Origin of the sequence: Sagittula stellata E-37 (genome assembly GCF_039724765.1) — a bacterium.
In the GTDB taxonomy this organism is placed as follows: domain Bacteria; phylum Pseudomonadota; class Alphaproteobacteria; order Rhodobacterales; family Rhodobacteraceae; genus Sagittula; species Sagittula stellata.
On the sequence record NZ_CP155729.1, the window covers coordinates 4,197,114 to 4,213,208 of the forward strand.

At 64.1% G+C, this 16,095-nt stretch carries 15 protein-coding genes; 8 read left to right on the forward strand and 7 right to left on the reverse strand.

The genetic code is table 11. The features are described from left to right. Positions 1–276: 276 nt before the first annotated feature. The 5 genes from ABFK29_RS20030 to ABFK29_RS20050 all read right to left on the reverse strand — a co-directional run bounded on the left by ABFK29_RS20030 (position 277) and on the right by ABFK29_RS20050 (position 4,619). Positions 277–954 (reverse strand): DUF1194 domain-containing protein, encoded by a 678-nt coding sequence (locus ABFK29_RS20030; RefSeq protein ID WP_005860156.1) that lies wholly within the window; start codon positions 952–954, stop codon positions 277–279. After that, complete coding sequence (locus ABFK29_RS20035) at positions 951–1,667, reverse strand: DUF1194 domain-containing protein (protein WP_232281578.1); 717 nt, start codon at positions 1,665–1,667, stop codon at positions 951–953. Before ABFK29_RS20035 ends, ABFK29_RS20030 begins: the two co-directional genes overlap by 4 nt. Then, the gene (locus ABFK29_RS20040) at positions 1,661–2,095 is read right to left on the reverse strand and encodes a VOC family protein (RefSeq protein ID WP_005860160.1); all 435 of its coding nucleotides are present in this window, start codon (positions 2,093–2,095) and stop codon (positions 1,661–1,663) included. Before ABFK29_RS20040 ends, ABFK29_RS20035 begins: the two co-directional genes overlap by 7 nt. A gap of 69 nt (positions 2,096–2,164) precedes the next feature. Further along, positions 2,165–3,544: a tetratricopeptide repeat protein gene (locus ABFK29_RS20045; protein WP_005860162.1), complete on the reverse strand. Its 1,380-nt coding sequence runs from the start codon at positions 3,542–3,544 to the stop codon at positions 2,165–2,167. A gap of 4 nt (positions 3,545–3,548) precedes the next feature. Continuing rightward, positions 3,549–4,619 carry a hypothetical protein gene (locus ABFK29_RS20050; protein ID WP_005860164.1) on the reverse strand — a complete coding sequence of 357 codons (1,071 nt, stop codon included), beginning with the start codon at positions 4,617–4,619 and terminating at the stop codon, positions 3,549–3,551. A gap of 224 nt (positions 4,620–4,843) precedes the next feature. On the opposite strand from ABFK29_RS20050, the gene ABFK29_RS20055 reads away from it, so the two are divergent. The 6 genes from ABFK29_RS20055 (at position 4,844) to ABFK29_RS20080 (ending at position 10,421) form a co-directional block, all read left to right on the forward strand. Continuing rightward, a complete protein-coding gene (locus ABFK29_RS20055) occupies positions 4,844–5,635 on the forward strand; it encodes a thymidylate synthase (RefSeq protein WP_005860166.1) in 792 nt (263 codons plus the stop codon). A gap of 11 nt (positions 5,636–5,646) precedes the next feature. Further along, positions 5,647–6,108, forward strand: a complete 462-nt coding sequence (locus tag ABFK29_RS20060; protein ID WP_005860168.1) for a dihydrofolate reductase — start codon at positions 5,647–5,649, stop codon at positions 6,106–6,108. Positions 6,109–6,172: 64 nt separating this feature from the next. Then, positions 6,173–6,994: a DUF3800 domain-containing protein gene (locus ABFK29_RS20065; protein ID WP_083803463.1), complete on the forward strand. Its 822-nt coding sequence runs from the start codon at positions 6,173–6,175 to the stop codon at positions 6,992–6,994. A gap of 543 nt (positions 6,995–7,537) precedes the next feature. Then, positions 7,538–8,026: a hypothetical protein gene (locus tag ABFK29_RS20070; RefSeq protein WP_005860172.1), complete on the forward strand. Its 489-nt coding sequence runs from the start codon at positions 7,538–7,540 to the stop codon at positions 8,024–8,026. Between the two features lie 140 nt (positions 8,027–8,166). Then, on the forward strand, positions 8,167–10,125 hold the full coding sequence (gene parE, locus ABFK29_RS20075; RefSeq protein ID WP_005860174.1) for a DNA topoisomerase IV subunit B: 1,959 nt from the start codon (positions 8,167–8,169) through the stop codon (positions 10,123–10,125). A gap of 8 nt (positions 10,126–10,133) precedes the next feature. Continuing rightward, on the forward strand, positions 10,134–10,421 hold the full coding sequence (locus ABFK29_RS20080) for a hypothetical protein (RefSeq protein WP_157136521.1): 288 nt from the start codon (positions 10,134–10,136) through the stop codon (positions 10,419–10,421). 244 nt (positions 10,422–10,665) lie between these two features. Here ABFK29_RS20080 and ABFK29_RS20085 read toward each other — a convergent pair whose 3' ends face one another. Both ABFK29_RS20085 and ABFK29_RS20090 read right to left on the reverse strand, forming a co-directional pair. After that, positions 10,666–11,643 (reverse strand): MYG1 family protein, encoded by a 978-nt coding sequence (locus ABFK29_RS20085; RefSeq protein ID WP_005860180.1) that lies wholly within the window; start codon positions 11,641–11,643, stop codon positions 10,666–10,668. Positions 11,644–11,714: 71 nt separating this feature from the next. Beyond that, positions 11,715–12,026, reverse strand: coding sequence for an ETC complex I subunit (locus tag ABFK29_RS20090; protein ID WP_005860181.1), 312 nt, complete (start codon positions 12,024–12,026; stop codon positions 11,715–11,717). A gap of 563 nt (positions 12,027–12,589) precedes the next feature. On the opposite strand from ABFK29_RS20090, the gene uvrB reads away from it, so the two are divergent. Next, entirely contained in the window at positions 12,590–14,785 is a 2,196-nt protein-coding gene (uvrB, locus tag ABFK29_RS20095) for an excinuclease ABC subunit UvrB (RefSeq protein ID WP_005860184.1), read from the forward strand. Between the two features lie 275 nt (positions 14,786–15,060). Continuing rightward, the gene (locus ABFK29_RS20100; RefSeq protein ID WP_005860186.1) at positions 15,061–16,020 is read left to right on the forward strand and encodes a hypothetical protein; all 960 of its coding nucleotides are present in this window, start codon (positions 15,061–15,063) and stop codon (positions 16,018–16,020) included. Positions 16,021–16,095: the final 75 nt, after the last annotated feature.

The following is a 16,095-nucleotide window of genomic DNA, read 5'->3' on the forward strand; positions in this document are numbered from 1 at the left end:
CCCGACGCGCCCCGGCCAGAATGGCCAGGCTCTTCCCCACGGCGCCCACGTTCCGGACGCAGCGCAGCAGCGCCCCTCCGAGAACCGATGCCACGGTCCAAACGCCCCCAGATCCCGACATACGACGCGCGCCCATCTTGCCGGCGCTTTTTTTTCGTTTTTCGCATGGAACTGGCTGACACCGACGGTCAATGTCGTGATCCGCGCAATCGCGCCTCTGCCCTGCCCGGTTTTCCTGCCCGCCTGTAACGGCGCACCATGCGACAGCCGCACGCCCTAGCGGGCCGACACCACCATCACCTGCAATTCGCGCTTCAGCTTGCGCACCATGGCATCCTCGAAGTCGGCGAAACCGGCCGCCGTCTCGACGAAGGCATCGGCGCCCTGCACCACGTAAGCCTCGTAATAGGCGGCCAGTGCGCCCACGTCGTCCGCCGTGCCCGGCCCGATCACCAGACCGTTGATCGTGATGGCCTCGGGGCGCACGAACTGCGGGCGCGGCCCGGTGTTCGAGGTGCCGTCGCCCGACACGTCCAGCACCTGCCGCCAACACCCGGACTGCTGCGCCAGCAATCCCGCGCCGAACCGTTTGGCCGCGCCGATCGCGGTCGAGGTCTCGCCGCCGACCCGCGCCGTGCCTTCCAGCCGCCCGGCGATCCCCGCCAGCGCCAATGGGCTGTCCACGACGGTCCAGGGCACCAGCAGGCGCTGCGCCTCCGGCCCGCTCCACTCGAAGACCGCCAGCGCCACCGGCGCCTCGGGCATCGCGAACAGGGCGCCCTGCACCTCCGGATGCAGAAGCGCCGCCGCCAGCCCGTCCAGTTGCAGCCGGTACTCCTCGCCGTCGACCGATCCGGAAACGTCCAGCGCCAGGGCCAGTGCCTGGCGGCAGGCCGCCTCCGCCTGCGCAGCCCATACCGCAAGGCCCAGAGCAGCCGCGAGGGCCAGCCTCACCCGGGGCCCTCCCGGCGCGGCCGGTCGGGCGCTTCCAGCCCGCCCACAACGCGGTTCTCGATCTCCCGGTACAGCTTGCGCACCATCGCGCGTTCGTACCCCTCATATCCCTGCGCGGTCTCAAGGAAGGCGTCCGGCCCATGCAGCACCTCGAACTCGAAATGCTCCACCACGCCCGGATCGGCCCCCAGCACAGCCAGCCCGTTCACCGTCACGCCGCCGAAGGGAAAATGGCGGTAGGCAAGCTGCGGCCCGAAGCCGTCGTTCGTCACGCCGTCGCCCGACACGTCGATCACACGGCGCTCGCACTCGGGGCCGCGCGCCAGCAGCCCGGCGCCGAACCCCAACGCATAGCCCATCGCGGTGGGAAAGCGCGAAAAGGACCGCCGGTGCCCGGAGATGCGCGCCGCCACCTCTGCGATGACGCGTGGCGAGTCCAGCAGAACCCAGTCCTGAACCACGACCGACTGCTGCCGCCCGCTCCATTCGTAGACCGCGATCCAGACCGAGGGTTCACCCGACAGGATCGCCGCCGTCACGTCCTCGGCCATCAGCGCCGCCGCGACCCCGTTGCGCTGCAAGGCGTACTCCCGCGCGTCCACCGAGGACGACACGTCCAGTGCCAGCGCAAGCGCCAGCCGGCAGGCCTGCGCCTGCCCCGCGGAGATCAGCACCGCGAGGCAGAGACAGAGGCTGGCGAGACGCCTCACCAATGCCCGGTGTTCTCCATGCTGGCCCATGGCTCTTGCGGCGGCAGCGCATCGCCCTGCTGCAACAGCTCGATGGACACGTTGTCGGGCGACCGGACAAAGGCCATGTGCCCGTCACGCGGCGGCCGGTTGATCGTCACGCCCGCGTCCATCAGCGCCTGGCAGATCTCGTAGACGTTGGGCACCGTGTAGGCCAGGTGCCCGAAGTGCCGCGAATCCGAAGGCAGCCCCTCGTCGCCGTCCCAGTTGTAGGTCAGTTCCACGTCCGCATGGCCGTCCGCCATGTCCGGCGGGCACATGAAGACCAGCGTGAAGCGGCCCTTCTCGCTCTCGGTGCGGCGGCGCTCCACCAGGCCCAGCAGCTTGTAGAATTCGATCGACTTGTCCAGGTCCTTAACCCGGACCATCGTGTGCAGATACTTGATGCCCACGTCTTCCTCCTTCGTCCCACCTTCGGGGACACACGCCCCTTCGCAGGGAATGCGCGCCGCGCCAAAGGATCAGAACACAGATTTCAATCCGAACCGCATATCCGTACTGCGGGTCTCGTAGAGGTTATAATTGGACTTTCGGTCGGTGAAGGAAACCCCGACTTCGGGGGCGAACCCGTAATAATCGAACTCCGGCAACAGCAGGTCCACGCCGATACGGCGCTGCCGGTCCTGCCGCGCGGGGCCGTTCGGCGCCCCGATCCAGGGCGCGTCGTAGTTGTAGACCCCGTAATCGAAGCTGAGCGTCGGCAGCACGCCCGCGACAGGTTGCGCAAAGGCATAGCTGAGGCCGACGCTGCCATCCTGCCGCCCGACGTTGTAGGCGGCAGAGAACGTCTCGCCCACGCCCATGTCCAGCGTCAGCGCGCCATGCGCGAAGCGTTTCGTCAGCGACAGGCCCGCGTCCCGGCGCTGCGCGTCGCCCACCGGGGAATCCAGGCGCTTCACGTCCTCGAACCCCAGCCTGAGGCCAAGCCCGACCGTCGGGCTCAGCCGCTGGTCCAGCCCGAGGTCGAGCCGCGCGATATCGGCAATCGGGTCGCCGCCCTGCCACTGGCGGCGCAGGCTCAACTGGGCGCGGCCCAGCCGTCCGCCGTCCTGCGCCATGCCCTCCAGCGTCACGGAGCCGCCCAGCACCGCGCTGCTGTAGTCCCCCGCATCGGCGCCCGGCACGTTCTTCGCCTCGTCCGACAGCCGCACCGCCGATCCATGGGCAAAGCCCGAGAACTGCAACCGCACCCGGGGCGCCAGCGGCTTGATGTAGCGCATCTGCACACCCGCGCCGTAGCGCAGGCCGGACAGCGGCGGCGTGACCTTGATCACGCCCCCCGGCACCGGCGTGTCCTCTGTCGGCGCGTTGTTGAGGTTGTCCGAAGGCTGCAAGGACAGGTCCATTGCGAACCGCCACGGCGTGATGCGGCGGACGTGACGGAAGTCCTCGACCGCGATCTCCTTCAACCGGTCGTCGGGGGCAAGCTGCACCGCCCGCCGCAGCCAAAGCTGCGCCACCCCGTTCTGCCCGGCGAAACTGCGCATCTGCGCCATCATCATCGCGGAATAAAACCGGTCGCGCGGCGTCTCGGAGGTCTGCCAGGCCATCCGCGCGGTCTCTACCGCCGCGTCGCGATTGCCCAGTTGCCGCAGGGCGCGGGCCTTGATGAACAGCGCCGTCTTGTCCTCGGGCGCACCCAGCAGCACCCCCTGCGACAAGATCAAAGCATCCTCCGCCCGGCCCGCCATCAGCGCGTTGGCCGCCGCCTGCCGCGCCTCGTCCAGCGTGATGCGCAGGGCGTCGGGGCGCGCCGTGTCGGCCGTGGCAGGAACAGCCAGCACAACCGCCGTCAGCAACGCGCAGATCCCCCGGCACAGCAGGCGGGCCAGCGACGTCATGGGCTCAGCGCTTGGCCTGGAAGACCCCGGTCTCCCGCACCTGGTTGTGGGTCAGGATGATGGGCGAGCCGGTAGAGGTGTCGATGCCCACGGGGCCCGTGCCTTCGACAAAGACGATGCCTGCCACTTCCTCGCCGTTCGGACCGGCGAACAGACCCGCCCAGTTGCCCGTGGTGCTCTGGGTATTGGGCGTGGCGCCGGCGATGTTGGTTGTGTCCTTGTCGACGGAATTCGGCACGAAAAGCGTCGCATCGGACGCGGTGATCGTCCAGTCGTCGAAATTGATCTCTGCCGTGGCGAGCGAGACGAAGTCGCCCACGCCGCCCGCCATCTCCGGCACCTCGACACCGTTCAGGTCGAAGAACCGGCGGTCCGCGATGATCCCCTCGACCGCGCCCACGTTGTTGAAGTCCTGGATGTCCACCTCGATCCGCGAGGTGCCGGACACGTATTGCACGACCGTGTTGGTGCCTTCCTCGACGATGGTGCGCACCGCCGCGTATTCGCCCTGGAAGACATAGCTCTGGTTGGCATTTGGCAGCGATCCGTCGCCGTTCAGGCGCTGCGCCGCCGCACCGCCGAAGCCGTAGCTGACATAGCGGTTGGTGCCCATGGCGCCGACCTGGCTGTAATCGTCGGGCGAGCGCCGGAACACGGCGAAGAACTCGGTCGTGGGCGCGCCGGCTGTGCCCCGGTCGTTACCGAAGAAGCCAAAGCTCGACCCGCTGGTGGCGTTGATCCGGTTGGACGCGGTGGCGTTGCGGCGATAGACGTTGTCGTCTCCGTCGAACGGCACGTTGTCCAGCACCAGCTCGCCCGAGGCGGTGTCATAGCTCATCCCGCTGACCGTCAGGTCGTCGCTGAACTGCTGCGCGTAGACGTCCGGATCGGTGGGATCGACGGGGGTCGATGTGGTGTTGTCGTCCGTCGCGCACTCCGCGTCGTCCGCGACAAGCGGCTGGTTGCAGGTCCCCACGCCTACGGAATCCGAGCTGGTCAGGGGGCTGTCGCCGCCGCTGGAAGAGCACGCCGCAAGCACACCCGCCAGCGCGAGCGCTGCGAAAATCCGGTACATGATGACTGCCTCAGGTCTTGCCTTTTATTTTGTGCATCAGCCTGCGGGACCCCTGTGGAAAAGTCAATCTTCACCGCCTCTTGCCCGCCGGACCTGCGGCGAATGTGCGGCATAATCGCCCCACTTCGGCCGGTTTTCGGCGGGATGCACCGCTTTACCCGCCGCAGCCTCGGCTATATCTTGCGGCCAACCCTGACCCCACCCCCAGAACTGGAGGGATTCCCTTGCAGCAGTACCTCGACGCCCTCCGCACTGTCCTGAAGGAAGGCACCGACACCACCGACCGCACCGGCACCGGCACCCGCAGCCACTTCGGCCTGCAATGCCGCTATCCGCTGGCCGACGGCTTCCCGCTTGTGACCACGAAGAAGCTGCACCTGCGCTCCATCGTGCACGAACTGCTGTGGTTCCTCTCCGGCGACACCAACATCGGCTACCTCAAGGACAACGGCGTCTCGATCTGGGACGAATGGGCGGACGAGAACGGCGACCTCGGCCCGGTCTACGGCCACCAGTGGCGCCACTGGCCCTCCCGCAAGGGCGAGATCGACCAGATCGCCACCCTGCTCGACATGATCCGCACCGCGCCCGACTCCCGCCGGCTGATCGTCTCCGCTTGGAATCCCGCCGACGTGCCCGACATGGCGCTGCCGCCCTGCCACACGCTCTGGCAGGTGCGCATCGCGGGCGGCAAGCTGCACCTCCAGCTCTACCAGCGCAGCGCCGACATGTTCCTCGGCGTGCCGTTCAACATCGCCTCCTACGCGCTGCTCCAGCACATGATCGCCCATGTGACCGGCTACGAACCGGGCGACTTCATCCACACCATGGGCGACGCGCACATTTATTCGAACCACATGGATCAGGTGGCCCTCCAGCTTTCCCGCACGCCCCGCCCGCTGCCCACCCTGCGCTTCACCCGCGAGGTCACCGACCTCTTCGATTTCCGCTACGACGATTTCGCCTTCGACAACTACGATCCCGCGCCCGGCATCAAGGCGCCGGTCGCGGTGTAAGGGGGCCGGACATGATCACGCTCATCGCCGCCCACGACCGCAACCGCGCCATCGGCAAGGACGGAGACATCCCCTGGCACATCCCCGAAGACCTCGCGATGTTCAAACGCGAGACCCTCGGAGGCGCCATCGTCATGGGCCGCAAGACCTGGGAGTCGCTGCCCTTCAAACCCCTGAAGGACCGCCTGAACATCGTCGTCTCCCGCGACACCTCCCTGCATGAGCACGTGGTGGGCTCCGTCGAGGACGCCATCGCCCTGGCGCAGTCCCAAGGCTACTTCCGCATCTACGGCATCGGCGGACAGAGGATCTACGAAGCCATGCTCCCCCTCGCCCACCGCCTGCTGATCACCGAGGTCGACACGGTTGTGGAAGAAGCGGACGCTTTTTTCCCGGATGTCGGAGAGGGATGGCGGGAGGTATCTACATGCGTAGTCTCGGAAATGGCTCTCACAAATGAACGGCTCAAGTAGAATAGCAGCTAGAAACGTGCTATTAGAGACGCCTTAAAGGAATCGAGGCAGTCATGAGCGAAGAATGCAGTATACAGTCTTTGTCGATGAAAGTGGAGAAACCGGAGTAGCGAAAATTCGGAACGGAACTTCTCCCGGTGCGTCCCCATACTTTGTGCTAGGCGCTGCTGTGTTTCAGCCGGCTTCAGAAATCATTGCAAGGAAGCGAATTTCCGAGTTCAAAACCAAAATTGGTAAAACAAAATGGAAACACGCTACGGATCTGGGGCATTCTGAGAAAGTGCTATTAGCGCGAACCTTGGGAAGCCTTCCAGTTCGATACTTTGCCGTGATCTCCAACAAAGCAACCCTGAAAGAGTACAAGGACACGATCAACTTTGACTCCCAAAGGTTTTACAACAAGTGCCTGAAATATCTTTTGGAGAAGGTGCTGTCATACCTTTCTGATACTGACTACAACCCAAACCAGTTGCGAGTCGTTTTGGAAGAAAGAAACCATGATTACGACGCGATGCTGAGGTACTTCGAAAAGGTTAAGAAAAATCCACTTTACTTACAATCTCAGGTGTTTTCAGGCTTCAATCCATTCTGCATCACAAAACTAAAAAAGGGTCAGGATGAAGCAATGGAGGTGGCCGACTTTGTCAGCCACGCGGTCTACCAACTTGCAAACAAAACAATCGCGAACTTTGAAATTCCCGAAACTCGATATTTCACTGAACTAAGCTCACGCTTTGCGGGGGACCATAGTTGCAACGTCTTGGGCACAGGTATCAAGTGCATCCACACACTTGAACAATTGCAGTTAGACCCGGACGTCGCCGCCCTGTTGGCTGTAACAAAGTGCAAAGCTCCAACGGGGATGACGAGACGACGGACAGCATAACGCAGGTCGCGATCGTGCAACATTCACTAACAAGCACGAAAATTGATAGGACACTACTGTGTGGGCAATTCGTTGGGATAAATTGTGCCGAGCCGCGCCATTGACGGGCCGCGGTTCGGCGATCCGGAGCCAGAGCGGGTGCGCTTTATCGTGACACATCCGAAGGACCTCGAAGGTCATGCCCCAGCCCAATCAGATCGCCGGGCCGAGGGGGCGGCCCGTCAATGGCGCGGCGGCCTTCGGCCTTGATTCCGCGCCCGGGACATAGGCTCTACCCTATTGCGGGTTGGCTCAACGCAACGGCACAATCAAGCTTGCATTGGTGGCTCCCTGCGGTTGCGACATCAGGAAGGCGCAGCGGCCTTCGGCCTTGAGTCCGCGCCCGGGACCAAGGCTCACGGGCCGAATCCAACGGCAGCCAACCAAGGCTAAGGCCATCATCCGGGGCCCCGCACCTCCCCAAGACCTCTTGCCGGACGCCCCTGCCCCCGGCACACTCGCGGCAGACATTTGTCCAGACCCTTTGCCAGGAAAGCCCGTTTCATGATCCGCGCCCTGACCGCCACTTTTCTCGCCCTCGCCACGCAGACCCATGCCGGGTGCTCCGTCTGGGACACGCACGATCCCGGCGCGACCGGGGCGGGCAGCCAGCGGGTGATGATCCGCACCGACCTGGACGACCTCGGGCCGCTGCTCGCGCAGGCCTACGGCGCCGCCGCGCGGCGGGCGGAGGCACGGGACCTCGTCTTCGTCGATGTCTTCCTCACCCGCACGCAGGACATGGTGACGGCGGAGGATCACGGCGAACAATCCGCCCTCGTCTGGCTGCGCTACAACCCCGGCGGGACCGACCGCATCAAGGGCCTCTTCAAGGTGCGCGCCATCGAAGACCCGAAGGGCCTGACGTACGGCTACGGCCTGCTCCTGCGCGACGACGATTACGTGCTGAAGGCGGACATTCCCGAGGGGCAGGTGGAGGCCGCCGCAATGGCGCACCCCGACGCCTACACCACCCCCTGCACCGGCGAATGACCCCCATATCTGCCGAAACCTGAGGATCTCCTGTGTATAGGTAGTGGCCCGGCGCGGCGTTCCCCTTTCGCCGCCCCGCGGGCTCTGCCATACTGATCGGCAATCAACAGAACAAACCGAGCACGCGTCGAGGGACATACATGGCAGACGATCTCCTCCACACCGCAGTCGAACCCACCTATGACGCCTCCTCCATCGAGGTGCTGGAAGGGCTGGAACCCGTCCGCAAACGCCCCGGCATGTACATCGGCGGCACGGACGAACGCGCGCTGCACCACATGGTGGCGGAGATCCTCGACAACTCCATGGACGAGGCGGTCGCCGGCCACGCCAACCGCATCGAGGTCACGCTGCGCGCCGACCACGCCATCGAGATTCGCGACAACGGCCGCGGCATCCCCATCGATCCGCACCCGAAGTTCCCCGGCAAGTCCGCGCTGGAGGTCATCCTCTGCACGCTGCACGCCGGCGGCAAGTTCTCCGGCGACGCCTATGAGACCTCCGGCGGCCTGCACGGTGTCGGCGCGTCTGTCGTCAACGCGCTCTCGGATTCGATGGTCGTGCAGGTGGCCAAGAACAAGGAGCTCTACGAACAGCGCTTCTCCCGCGGGATCCCGCTCGGCCCGGTCGAAAAGGTCGGCGCCGCCCCCAACCGCCGTGGCACCACCACCACCTTCCACGCCGACGAGGACATCTTCGGCCACCACCGGTTCAAGCCCGCGCGGCTGTTCAAGATGGTCCGTTCCAAGGCCTACCTCTTCTCCGGCGTCGAAATCCGCTGGAAGTCCGAAATCGACGACAAGGAGACCCCGACGGAGGCGACCTTCCACTTCCCCGGCGGCCTCTCCGACTACCTGACCGAAACGCTGGGCACCGCCAGCACCTACGCCGACGCACCCTTCGGCGGGGTGGTCGACTTCCGCGAACGCTTCCAGGTGCCGGGCAAGGTCGAATGGGCGATCAACTGGACGCCCTCGCGCGACGGCTTCATCCAGTCCTACTGCAATACCGTTCCCACGCCGGAGGGCGGCACCCACGAGGCCGGTTTCTGGGCCGCGATCCTCAAGGGCATCCGTGCCTACGGCGAGCTGGTGAACAACAAGAAGGCCTCGAATATCACCCGCGACGACCTGATGACCGGCGGCTGCGCGCTGGTCTCCTGCTTCATCCGCGAGCCGGAGTTCGTCGGCCAGACCAAGGACCGCCTCGCCACGACCGAAGCGCAGCGCCTGGTCGAAAACGCCGTCCGCGACCACTTCGACAACTGGCTCGCCTCCGACACGAAGTCCGCCGGGGCGATCCTCGACTTCCTCGTGCTTCGGGCCGAGGAACGCCTCCGCCGCCGGCAGGAGAAAGAGACCGCCCGCAAGTCCGCCACCAAGAAGCTGCGCCTGCCGGGCAAGCTGACCGACTGCACCGCAAAGTCCCGCGAGGGGACAGAGATCTTCATCGTCGAGGGCGACTCGGCGGGCGGCTCCGCCAAGGGCGCCCGCAGCCGCGAAACCCAGGCCCTTCTGCCGCTGAAGGGCAAGATCCTCAACGTGCTCGGCGCCGCCTCCAACAAGCTGACATCGAATGCCGAGATCCGCGACCTCTGCGAAGCGCTCGGCGTGTCCCTCGGGACAAAGTTCAACATCGACGATCTGCGTTACGAAAAGATCATCATCATGACGGACGCCGACGTGGACGGCGCCCATATTGCCTCGCTTTTGATGACATTCTTCTTCACCCAGATGCGCCCGCTGATCGACCAGGGCCACCTCTACCTTGCCTGCCCACCGCTCTACCGGCTGACGCAGGGGGCGAAGCGGCTTTACGTGGCCGACGATGCCGCGAAGGAGGAAGCTCTGGCCAAGGGTCTGGGCGGAAAGGGAAAGATCGACGTGCAGCGCTTCAAGGGCCTAGGCGAGATGGACGCAAAAGACCTGAAGGAAACCACGATGGACCCCAACACCCGGACCCTGATCCGCGTGACCATCGACGAGGACGAACCGGGCGAAACCGGCGACCTGGTAGAGCGCCTGATGGGCAAGAAGCCCGAACTGCGCTTCCAGTACATCCAGGAAAACGCGCGGTTTGCGGTTGAGCTGGACGTTTGAGTGATGCGTTGACCGGCAAACAGTCGCAATCCACCAGCCCGATCAAGCGTATCGTTCGCGGCGCTGCCATAGGTGCTGCGATCATGACCGTGATCGCGGTCTCGGCACTGCTCTTGACCGCCGGAAAAATCGACGGGGCGATGCCTTCCAAAGAGCAGTACCTGTCCGCTTTCCCCGACCGTGACTATGCTCAGTATGTCTTTCGCTCCGTGGTGAGGCTGGTTCCCGAGACCATGATCGTTGGCGCCGTCTTGGGGTCTGTGTGGCAGGTCATCAGGTGGGCTTTTTCGCGGTAAGGAGAGCTGCGCCGGGGATGAAGGCTCACGCAACCGTGATCCGACCCGAAGCCCCTGATCCGGGCGCTGGACCACGGATTGCACAATCCCGATCTCAAACCGCTTTGAACGCGGCTTTTGCGATTCGCCCCAGCCTCGGAGAGGTTAACAACCGGCCGTTTCGACACCCCGAACCGGCCGGGACTCACCATAAGGAATGGTTAACGCGGTAGGGTTCGCGCAGCGCACCCTCCATTCATGCAAGCTAAGACAAAGCCTGTCTCGCCGCCGGATCGAAGACCGCGCCAAGGCCTTCGGGCGCGTCCGTCACCGCCTCTGCCACGGCAAGGCGCGCCATCTCAAGCACCGCTTCCCGGCTCGTGGCGACCGCGATGAACCGGGCGTTGTGGCAGAACTTCGCGCCGGTCACGCCGCTTGCCGCCTCCAGCGCTGTATCCGTCAGACCGGCCCAGCTTTCCGGCAGATCTGCCCGCGATTCAAAGGTGTTGGAGCCTTTGCGGATGGTGTTCAGCGCCCAGTCGCCGTCGCGCGGATGCACGACGAACAGCAGGTGATCGGCGCCCGCCTGTTCAATGGCCGCGCGGAAGGGCATCCCCATGGGCAGCTCCAGCACGCGCGAGGCACCAGCCTCCGCGATGGCGGTCATGACCATCGCCTCCGCCCGGCGCTTGGCCGCCTGGCCCTTTACCGCCGCTTCGACGAAGGCCTGCGCAACTGTTAACGAATCCATGAACGCGCGGTCATCCGCCCCGGGGCCCCGGTCGTCGAACACCGGCTTCAGCGTTTCCAGCAGCACCGGCAGCGTCATCCCCGCCAGCGGCCCGGCCACCGAAGGCTCCATCGCGCCGTTGTCCAGTAGGTCGACAGGCAGGACGAATTCCCTGTCGAAACAAGCGTGTATCCCCGAGACGTCCACCTCGGGCACGCCCAGCGCGCGCAGGTAGTCGTGCCCGAAATGCCGCCAGATCAGCCCGAAAGAGCTGTAGGGCGCGCCGTCCTCACGTTGCGGCGCGGGGCGCTGGTGATGGTCGAAGATACCCGCTTCGGCGTCGTAGATGCGGCCGACGTCGTAAATGACCCGCCCCGGCGCCGGAGAGATCCAGTCAACATCCCGTGAGCGCACCAGTTTTGCGTTTGGAAACAAGCGTGTAAGCACGACTGTCGACAGAAGTTCGTCGGCGTGGAAGCCCCCGGAATGGGTGACGAGATGGGTGATGGTCATGGCGAGGGTGCTCCGCTAAAGCCTTGGTTCGCTTCGGAAAATGCCGGCGCCCCCGCCCGCTTCGGTGCCGCTCAGTGCGTCCAGGGCGCGCGGCGGTCGCTTGCGAAGTTCTCCGCATACCCCCGCGCGCGAATGTTCGCCTTCCGCTTCTTCGGCTCCATCACAGTCGCGTCGATGCCGTGCTCCTTGGCGTAGGCCAGCGCCGCTTCCTTCGTCTCGAACCGCAAGCGCACTTGGCTCTGCGTATCGGCGGAGGAGGTCCAGCCCATAAGCGGATCGATCGACCTCGGGCTGTCCTGCACGTAGTCGAGATACCAGTGCTTCGTCTTGCCCTGGCCCGAGGACATGGCAGTCTTTGCCGGTTGATAGATGCGTGCCCGCATTTCTACACCTCCATGAATCACAACGTTTATCCGGGATTCCGCAGCGAAGGGCAACACGCTGCTCCGCTCCAATTGTCACATCCTGACCTGTCAAAAAAGGGGATCGGTCGACAAGCAGGCTCAGGTGTCCGACCGGAGCCACAGGGAGCGAGGGGTGGGTGCGTGCCACCGGGCGACCGAGCGCTGCTTGTCCCCACAAAGCTACATATTAGCGGCAGGTTTTGGCAAATCTTTACTTTAGGGTAACTCGGTGGCGGGTCTCTCACAGTATGTAGCGGAGGCACTTTTCGCTTTTGTTATCAGATGGTCACGTCAAAGAAGCGCGGTAGGCGCTACGACCAAAGTTGGCAATATCGCGAACAGAAGATCAGCGGTTCGCGCATGTATTCGGCACTTCGCAAACCGGAAAACGGACAGCCCATCGTCACGCACATTGCGCGCGTTGAGAGCCTTGCCGACAGTTATTGTCAGCACCGCACTGGCGCGAAGGCGACCAGCGACTTACGTTGCGCTGCAGCGAGTGCACCGGACATGGCCACCGGTGTCGCAGACAGGAGACCGGGATGCACAACAATTCGCCGCAACAGATGCCCGTTCTGCAGGCCGCCGCACCGGATGTGCGCACGCGTGAAAAGCTTGAGGGCGGCAAACGTTTCGTCATGCACACGACCTTTTCTCCGGCCGGCGACCAGCCCACTGCCATCACGGAACTGACAGGCGGCATCAACGAAGGCGAACGCGATCAGGTTCTTCTTGGCGCGACCGGCACCGGCAAGACCTTCACCATGGCCAAGGTGATCGAAGAGACCCAGCGACCGGCGATCATCCTTGCCCCCAACAAGACGCTCGCCGCCCAATTGTACGGCGAATTCAAAGGGTTTTTCCCGGACAATGCGGTCGAGTATTTTGTCAGTTACTACGACTACTACCAGCCGGAGGCCTATGTCGCCCGGTCCGACACCTACATCGAGAAAGAATCCCAGATCAACGAACAGATCGACCGGATGCGCCACTCCGCCACCCGGGCGCTTCTGGAGCGCGATGACGTCATCATCGTGGCCTCCGTGTCCTGCATCTACGGTATCGGGTCCGTCGAGACCTACGGGGCAATGACGCAAGACCTTTTCGTCGGCAAGGAATACGACCAGCGCAAGGTGATGGCCGACCTGATCGCGCAACAGTACCGCCGCAACGACCAGGGGTTTTCTCGCGGGACGTTCCGGGTGCGCGGCGACGTGCTGGAAGTCTGGCCCGCCCACCTTGAAGACCGCGCATGGCGGCTGTCGTTCTTTGGCGAGGAGCTGGAAGGCCTGATGGAATTCGATCCGCTCACCGGAACGAAAACCGACACGTTCGAGCGCATCCGGATCTACGCCAACTCGCACTATGTTACGCCGCGTCCCACGATGCAGCAGGCGATCCAGGGCATCAAGAAAGAGCTGCGTCAACGGCTCGACCAGCTCGTCGGCGAGGCAAAACTGCTTGAAGCGCAACGGCTTGAACAGCGGACGAACTTCGATCTGGAAATGCTGGAGGCGACCGGTGTCTGCAACGGGATCGAGAACTACTCTCGCTACCTGACCGGCCGCGCGCCGGGCGAACCGCCCCCCACGCTGTTCGAATTCATCCCCGACAACGCCATCGTCTTTGCCGACGAAAGCCACGTCTCCGTGCCTCAGATCGGGGGCATGTACCGGGGCGACTACCGGCGCAAGTTCACGCTGGCCGAGCACGGTTTCCGCTTGCCGTCCTGCATGGACAACCGTCCGCTGAAGTTCGAGGAATGGGACGCCATGCGCCCGCAGTCGATCTTTGTCTCTGCCACACCTGCCGCGTGGGAGTTGGAGCAATCCGGCGGCGTCTTCACCGAACAGGTGATCCGACCCACCGGGCTTCTGGACCCCCAGGTAGAGATCCGGCCCGTCGAAATGCAGGTGGACGATCTTCTCGACGAGATCCGGAAGGTTGCCGCATCGGGTTATCGCACGCTGGCCACGGTCTTGACCAAACGCATGGCAGAAGACCTGACGGAGTACCTGCACGAGCAGGGCATCAAGGTGCGCTACATGCACTCCGACATCGACACGATCGAGCGCATCGAGATTCTGCGCGATCTGCGGCTCGGGGCCTTCGACGTGCTCGTGGGCATCAACCTGTTGCGTGAGGGTCTGGACATCCCGGAATGCGGCCTGGTGGCCATCCTCGATGCGGACAAGGAAGGGTTCCTGCGTTCCGAGACGTCACTGATCCAGACCATCGGGCGCGCGGCGCGCAACGCCGATGGCCGGGTCATCATGTACGCCGACCGGATGACCGGCTCGATGGAACGTGCCATCGGGGAGACCAACCGCCGCCGCGAGAAACAGATCGCCTACAACGAGGAACACGGCATCACGCCGGAGACAGTGAAGAAAAACGTCGATGATATCCTCGCCGGTCTTTATCAGGGCGACACCGACCAGTCCCGCGTCACGGCCAAGATCGACCCGAAGCACCAGGGCTCGAACATCCAGGCCGTGTTGGAGGGGTTGCGGAACGACATGCGCAAGGCGGCGGAAAACCTCGAATTCGAGGAAGCGGCTCGCCTGCGCGACGAGGTCAAGCGGCTGGAAGCGGTCGAACTTGCCGTAGCCGACGATCCGCTGGCCCGGCAGCAAGCGGTGGAGCGAGCCTCGGAGGAGGCGACCAAGTCCAGGGGCCGCTCGACTGCAGGACGACCGGGCCAACGCGGCGGAAACGTGAAGCGGCGCAAGCGCTAGCAGGATGAGTCGCGGCGATGGCTGCGCGTGCCATGTTGCGCACAGGTCTGGTCTTGCCGGTCAAGTCCCAGGCTCGCCATCGCGCCGTCCTCCGACTTCGTGCGTGCTATGTATTGTAGTGATCGCGCCGGTGCGTCAGCGCCTTCCTTCAGTGGGCGCCCTTGGCCGTCACCGAGTTCATTCGCGCATCCTGACTGGCCGCTGGCCGTCGGTATGAGGCCAGCGTATCGGGCGACGCGCTTGCTCCTCCCAGATCACTGTGCAAGCGTGCAAAAATGATCCGTGTCCTCGTTGCTTGCCTCTTCCTGCCCACGTTCGCCCTTGCCCAGAATAACGATTGGGCAAAGGCCATCGCCGCCGTCACGAAAACGTCCGACGCCTATATCGAGTACGGCCTGCGTGAATCGGGGAGCGGTTCGGTTCAGCAAGCTGTCGGGGTGGCCGGCGTCTTTACAGATATCGAAAAGCACCGCTGCGCCATTCTTGGCCGGATGCTTGGGCAGATCGACGTCATCTCCGAGCTGGAGACCTTCGACTATCCGCCGCTGAAGGACCGGCCCGATCCATTTGAAGCCGTGGAGATCGGCGTATCCCTGTCGAACTGGGTAGGTGAAGCGAAAACGGCGCTGGCCCAGACCGAGACGGAACGGATCAACACCTGGAACCTTGATTGTGTCGGTACGCTCGTTCCGCAGGACGCATATGTCGCCAGCCCCGCCCCGCAGGCCGATATCGCTGCGGACGGCACGACCATTATCGTCTACGGCGACATCGACAGAGGCATGTACGACCGCTTCATGGGCGTCCTGCGGGCGAATCCCGATACGAAGTCCGTGGCACTCGGCAGCGGCGGTGGCAGCGTCAAGGATGCCATCGAGATGGGGCGCGAAATCCGAAAACGCGGTCTGGACACCGTACTGGAGGGCAACTGCTACTCCGCCTGCCCGCTTGTCTTTGTCGGCGGCACCGAACGAACTGTCTGGGCCGCCGTCCGACACGACTTCGGGTTTCACCGGCTTGCGGTGCGCGGCGGGACCGTTCTGCCGGACGACCACGCCTTCTACGGCCTGATCGCCGACTACCTTTCCGAGATGGGTGTCGATGCTGAAACCTACATCGGCTGGATGCACTCTGCTGCGCCGGAAGAGATGTACAATCCCCAACCGGTCGAGCTGTGCAAGCCGATGATCGCCACGTTCGTGCAGCGCATCTGCTCAAACGGCAAGATCTTCTGACTGGGCGCGTCGAAACGGCTGGCAAAAAGCCGCCATTCAAGAAAAGCTCTTACCACGGCCACTTGAAAAGAGGCA

What these genes read in the sequence shown, in the direction of transcription:
- ABFK29_RS20045 (WP_005860162.1), bottom strand. Translation starts at nt 3,544, where the DNA reads ATGACGTCGCTGGCCCGCCTGCTGTGCCGGGGGATCTGCGCGTTGCTG.
- ABFK29_RS20050 (WP_005860164.1), bottom strand. Translation starts at nt 4,619, where the DNA reads ATGTACCGGATTTTCGCAGCGCTCGCGCTGGCGGGTGTGCTTGCGGCG.
- ABFK29_RS20060 (WP_005860168.1), top strand. Translation starts at nt 5,647, where the DNA reads ATGATCACGCTCATCGCCGCCCACGACCGCAACCGCGCCATCGGCAAG.
- ABFK29_RS20065 (WP_083803463.1), top strand. Translation starts at nt 6,173, where the DNA reads ATGCAGTATACAGTCTTTGTCGATGAAAGTGGAGAAACCGGAGTAGCG.
- ABFK29_RS20070 (WP_005860172.1), top strand. Translation starts at nt 7,538, where the DNA reads ATGATCCGCGCCCTGACCGCCACTTTTCTCGCCCTCGCCACGCAGACC.
- parE (WP_005860174.1), top strand. Translation starts at nt 8,167, where the DNA reads ATGGCAGACGATCTCCTCCACACCGCAGTCGAACCCACCTATGACGCC.
- ABFK29_RS20085 (WP_005860180.1), bottom strand. Translation starts at nt 11,643, where the DNA reads ATGACCATCACCCATCTCGTCACCCATTCCGGGGGCTTCCACGCCGAC.
- ABFK29_RS20090 (WP_005860181.1), bottom strand. Translation starts at nt 12,026, where the DNA reads ATGCGGGCACGCATCTATCAACCGGCAAAGACTGCCATGTCCTCGGGC.
- uvrB (WP_005860184.1), top strand. Translation starts at nt 12,590, where the DNA reads ATGCACAACAATTCGCCGCAACAGATGCCCGTTCTGCAGGCCGCCGCA.
- ABFK29_RS20100 (WP_005860186.1), top strand. Translation starts at nt 15,061, where the DNA reads ATGATCCGTGTCCTCGTTGCTTGCCTCTTCCTGCCCACGTTCGCCCTT.